Source organism: Cellvibrio sp. (genome assembly GCF_053579595.1).
Window position 1 is genome coordinate 1 of the sequence record NZ_JBRFPI010000336.1, and the last position, 5,142, is coordinate 5,142.

The following is a 5,142-nucleotide window of genomic DNA, read 5'->3' on the forward strand; positions in this document are numbered from 1 at the left end:
GACGAAGAATCATCCAGGGTGGGGAGTGAAGAGGGCAAGTTGCTGCGGGACAAGGTCTACGGCACCCTCGAAAGCGATGTCATGCGCCGCGACTTCAGTGTCAACGCCCTCTACTACACGCTCAAGGACTTCTCCGTCATCGACTACTGCAATGGCATGGAAGACCTCAAGCAGCGCACCCTGCGCATCATTGGCGACCCGGCGACGCGCTACAAAGAAGATCCAGTGCGCATACTGCGTGCATTGCGCTTTGCGGCCAAGCTCGGCTTTAATCTGGAGCCTAAAACCGCCAAGCCTATCCGCGAACTGAGCGGCTTACTGTTAAACGTATCCGATGCGCGCCTGTTTGAAGAAGTCCTCAAATTGTTCTTAGGCGGATCGGCAACAGCAACATTCAATCTGATGCGCGAGTACGACTTACTGGCACACCTTTTCCCCGGCACTGACAAAGCGCTCAAAGCGGGCGATGAGGTTGGTGCCAACCTGATCGAACAATGCATGATCAATACTGATAAGCGCATCCGCAGTGACAAAACCGTCACCCCTGCGTTTATCTACGCCGCCCTGCTCTGGCCTGCACTGCAGCAGCAGTTCAAACTACTCAGTGGGCAGATGACGCCAACCCAGGCCTGGGCTCAAGCCGCACAGAATGTTATCAACCAACAGTTAACGCGCACCGCAGTACCCAAGCGTTTCCTGATACCGATGCGCGAAATTTGGGACCTGCAGCAACGCCTGCCCAGCCGTTTGGGCATGCGCGCCCTGCGTACGCTCGATCACCCGCGCTTCCGCGCCGCCTATGACTTTTTATTGATGCGCGAAGCGGCAGGCGAAACGCTCGATGGCTTAGGCGTTTGGTGGACCAATTACCAAACTGCGAACGATGAAGAGCGTGAGCAGATGGTTAAAGATATCGGCAAACAAGGTGGCGCCAAGGCAGCCGGCAAACCGCGCCGTCGCCGCGGCCCGCGCAAACCCAAAACCGATGCCACCCCCGGCGGGAATGAATAATCCATGGCGCTGGCCTATATAGGTCTGGGTAGCAATCTGGAAGATCCGCTCGCGCAGGTAACAGGCGCCTTTATTGAATTGGCGGAGCTGCCGCTGACGTCGCTGCTGGCGCGCTCGGCGCTCTACTCCAGCCGTGCCGTTGGCCCCGAGCAACCGGATTACATCAACGCCGCTGCCCTGCTCGACACCCAGCTCGCCCCGCTCGCGCTGCTGGATGCACTACAAGCCATCGAACAAGCCCACCAACGGGTGCGCATCCAACATTGGGGGCCACGCACCCTGGATCTGGATTTGCTGCTCTACAGCGACCAGATCATTGAGGAGGAGCGCCTTACCGTGCCTCACCCCTATCTCACTCAGCGCAGCTTTGTCCTTTATCCGCTTGCGGATATCACCCCTAATTTGCATTTGCCCGATGGCACCCCGCTCGCGGACTTGCTCAGCCGCTGCCCGGCAGACGGACTGCTGCGCCTGTCATCGCCCGCTTAACGAATCTGTTTCAAGGAGTTGCCGTGAACCCTGTGTTTGAAGAGCTTGGACTGGATTTAACCAACGTCAAATTGCCGCGCTATATCACCGTGGAAGGCTGTATCGGCGTGGGCAAAACCACACTCGCACGCAATATCGCGCAATTGTTTAATTACGATATGTTGCTGGAGCAGCCGGAAGAGAATCCTTTTTTGGAGCGTTTTTATCGCGATCCAAAATCCACTGCACTCCCCACCCAACTATTCTTTTTATTCCAGCGCGCCAACCAATTACAAAGTTTGCGCCAGGACGATATTTTTGAGCCAGTGCGAGTGGCGGATTTTTTAATCGAGAAAGATCAACTCTTTGCGCGCACCACCCTCGATGACGATGAACTGAATATCTATCGCCAGGTTTACGACAAGTTGGTGATCAATGCGCCGCGCCCGGATTTGGTGATTTATTTGCAGGCGCCACTCGACGTGTTGCTCGACCGCATCCGCCAACGCGGCATCAGTGCAGAGCAACATATTACGGTCGATTATTTAAAAGCGCTCAACCACGCCTATACTGAATTTTTCCACTTCTATGACCCCGCACCACTCCTCATAGTGAATGCCAAAGATTTAAATCTGGCCAAAAACCGCGAGCACTTTAAGCAGCTGGTGGAATATATCCTCACCATCAAAAGCGGCCGCCACTATTACAACCCTGTGCCTGCGCTTTAATGCAACATCACCACTGATTTTTATTTTTGTAGCGAGAATTGCCATGCCCTATTCAACAATCAATAGCACCTCTACGGCGAACACCGCGCTCACTAAAAATGTCACTATCAACACGCTTCACAAATTAAAAACCACTGGCGAAAAATTTGTGGTGATCTCCCTCTATGACGCGCATATGGCCGCCATGGCACAGCGTTGCGGCGTAGAAGTGGTATTGGTGGGCGATTCGCTCGGCATGACGGTATTGGGTTACGACAGCACCATCCCAGTCACTATGGAGCAGATGATATATCACGTCGAAGCTGTTGCACGCGGCAACAAAAAATCGCTGATTATCGGCGACCTGCCCTTTATGACTTACGCCACCCCGGACGAAGCCATGCGCAATTGCACGCGCATCATGCAAGCCGGTGCGCAGATGGTAAAACTCGAAGGCGGCGCCTGGCTGGCAGAGACAGTGCACATGCTCGCCGAACGCGGCGTACCCGTGTGTGCCCATTTGGGTTTAACACCGCAATCAGTGAATAAATTTGGCGGATTCCGCGTGCAGGGGCGCGATGAAGCAAGCGCAGAAAAAATGCTCGCCGATGCCAAATTACTCGCCGACGCCGGCGCCGATTTATTAGTGCTGGAGTGTGTGCCCGCCGCATTGGGCGCACGCATTACGCGCGAAATTGCGATCCCGACCATTGGTATAGGTGCAGGCCGCGATACGGATGCGCAAGTGTTGGTGATCAACGATATTCTTGGCCTAACCGAGCAACCGCCGAAATTTTCCAAGAACTTTTTATTGGAAGCAAACGACATTCCCGGTGCCATGCAAAAATATGTTGCCGATGTGAAAGCTGGAATCTTCCCCAGCGATGACAACATTTTTATCTAAAGATTAATTACCCTCTATTAAACTTGTTCCATCCTAAAAAATAGAAACGCAGGGCAACTATTTGCCCTGTTGCTAGACTCTTATCTAATCGGCAAAAAAATCGGACATTCGTCGCACAACAATGACAAAGCGACTCAATCATCGACCGACAACCCTTATGAACCGACAACTTTTATGAACCGATATAAACAGGTAAGAGTTATGCTCACCAAATCATCTTTATTTATTGCATTACTGGGCTGTAGTTTTATTGCACCGATACAGGCAGACACGCCAGTAACTGAAGCAGCGGCGCAAACACAGCAAACCACCGGCGACGAGACCGCATGGAAAACGTATCTCGCCGCTTCAAAAAAACTGCGCCAGACGGATGAAGATTTTCTCGATGCAGAATTAAAAAAACTCGGCCAAAAAAAGCCAAGCCTGCCGGAGTACACCAAAGAATTCGGGTTTGATGTAAAACAGGCGCCCGACTGGTTTAAGAGCAATGAAGGCAAGCGCGTAATGGACGTAATTCTTTCCTTCCAAACCCCTTCAGGTGGGTGGTCGAAACGCACCGATATGAGCAAGGCGCCGCGCCAACCAGGTCAGGCATTTGGTGTTGAGAAAGGTTATATCCCCACATTCGATAACGGAGCCACCAGCACCCAACTCCAGCTACTGGCGCAAGCCTATAAAGCGACCGGCGATGCGCGTTATGCAAATGCATTCAACAAGGGGTTGGATTTTATTCTCACTGCGCAGTATCCCAATGGCGGTTGGCCGCAAAATTATCCACTGGTGGGTGAGTATCACGATCACATCACTTACAACGATGCGTTGATGCGCGATTTAATGGCGTTGCTGCACGATGTCACCCAGGCCAAAAACGCTTTTGCGTTTGTCAACCAGAAACAACAACAGGCAGCGCAAGCGAGCCTCAAACGCGCGCTCGATTGTGTACTAAAAACCCAAGTGATTGCCAATGGCACACTGGCCATCTGGGGCGCGCAGCACGATGCCAAAACTCTAAAACCTGCAAAAGCACGTGCCTACGAAATGATTTCGCTCACCAGTTCGGAAAGCGTGTGGATGCTCGATTTTTTGATGGAGCTGGAAAAACCCAGCGCCGGGATAATTAAATCCGTACACGCGGCGGCGGCTTGGTATGAGCAGAATAAAATACTTGGTAAAACCTGGACACGCGGTGATGCACAATTAAAGGATGATAAAAATGCACCGCCACTCTGGGCGCGTTTTTATGAGATAGGAACCAACAAACCGCTCTTCGGCGATCGCGATGATTCCGTGTATTACACATTGGAAAAAGTGTCGGAAGAGCGCCGCCTCGGCTACGCCTGGTACACCACTTCACCCAATCAGATATTAAAAAAATATGTGGACTGGGCCAGGAAATATCCGCAATAGATTTTATTTTCATGTGTTCCATCCCTGCTGCATTGCGCAGCAGGGAATAGCATCCACAACCATTAATCCGCTTCGCTCGACCAGACTTTCATGGTCTGCACCGCCAGCAATTTGCACTCCCTTTTATGTTCCACATAAGTACGCATGAACTGGTAGCGCGATGTACGGAAAGTTTTACCATCCGGATTCCATTTCTCCACGCTGCTCAACCCCTGCAAAACGGCCGTTTTATCCAATCGCTGCAAGCTAAGGTCATGCGCGCGGCGCGCTTTGGGTTGCTCTTCCGGTTGTTGCACCCTTAGCAACAATTGCGCTTTGGTCTCTTTTAAGCTGGCGAGGTTGTGCACCCATTGAAACTCCGGCGCGAGCAATTTATCCAAAAATTGCACATCGCCTTTGCGCAGTGCATTTTCATATTCGGCATCCAGTTTCACCAACTTTTCAGCATCCAAACAAGATTGCGCCTGTACCACAGCCCCCATCAAACTCATCACACAGGCCGTCATAAGCAAATGTTTTTTCATCGCCAATATTCACCACAAAAATTAAAACATAAACAATAGACAATAAAAAAAGCCGACACCAAAACGATGCCGGCCAAGACCATACTAGATTACAAATAAAGGGGAGTTCCAAACTGGGCTA

Annotated in this window: 6 protein-coding genes; 5 read left to right on the forward strand and 1 reads right to left on the reverse strand. The window is 51.6% G+C overall.

The features are described from left to right. From pcnB to pelA, 5 genes are all read left to right on the forward strand, one after another. A partial coding sequence (pcnB, locus tag ACWA6V_RS17055; RefSeq protein ID WP_449523619.1) for a polynucleotide adenylyltransferase PcnB occupies positions 1-1,011 on the forward strand: 1,011 nt, incomplete at its 5' end. 3 nt (positions 1,012-1,014) lie between these two features. Next, positions 1,015-1,500: a 2-amino-4-hydroxy-6-hydroxymethyldihydropteridine diphosphokinase gene (gene folK, locus ACWA6V_RS17060; RefSeq protein WP_449523620.1), complete on the forward strand. Its 486-nt coding sequence runs from the start codon at positions 1,015-1,017 to the stop codon at positions 1,498-1,500. Positions 1,501-1,523: 23 nt separating this feature from the next. Continuing rightward, positions 1,524-2,207, forward strand: coding sequence for a deoxynucleoside kinase (locus ACWA6V_RS17065; RefSeq protein ID WP_449523621.1), 684 nt, complete (start codon positions 1,524-1,526; stop codon positions 2,205-2,207). 43 nt (positions 2,208-2,250) lie between these two features. Then, the gene (panB, locus tag ACWA6V_RS17070; protein ID WP_449523622.1) at positions 2,251-3,090 is read left to right on the forward strand and encodes a 3-methyl-2-oxobutanoate hydroxymethyltransferase; all 840 of its coding nucleotides are present in this window, start codon (positions 2,251-2,253) and stop codon (positions 3,088-3,090) included. 201 nt (positions 3,091-3,291) lie between these two features. Continuing rightward, positions 3,292-4,497: a pectate lyase gene (gene pelA, locus ACWA6V_RS17075; RefSeq protein WP_449523623.1), complete on the forward strand. Its 1,206-nt coding sequence runs from the start codon at positions 3,292-3,294 to the stop codon at positions 4,495-4,497. A gap of 62 nt (positions 4,498-4,559) precedes the next feature. On the opposite strand, the gene ACWA6V_RS17080 is transcribed toward pelA, so the two are convergent. After that, complete coding sequence (locus ACWA6V_RS17080) at positions 4,560-5,021, reverse strand: nuclear transport factor 2 family protein (protein ID WP_449523624.1); 462 nt, start codon at positions 5,019-5,021, stop codon at positions 4,560-4,562. Between the last annotated feature and the right edge of the window lie 121 nt (positions 5,022-5,142).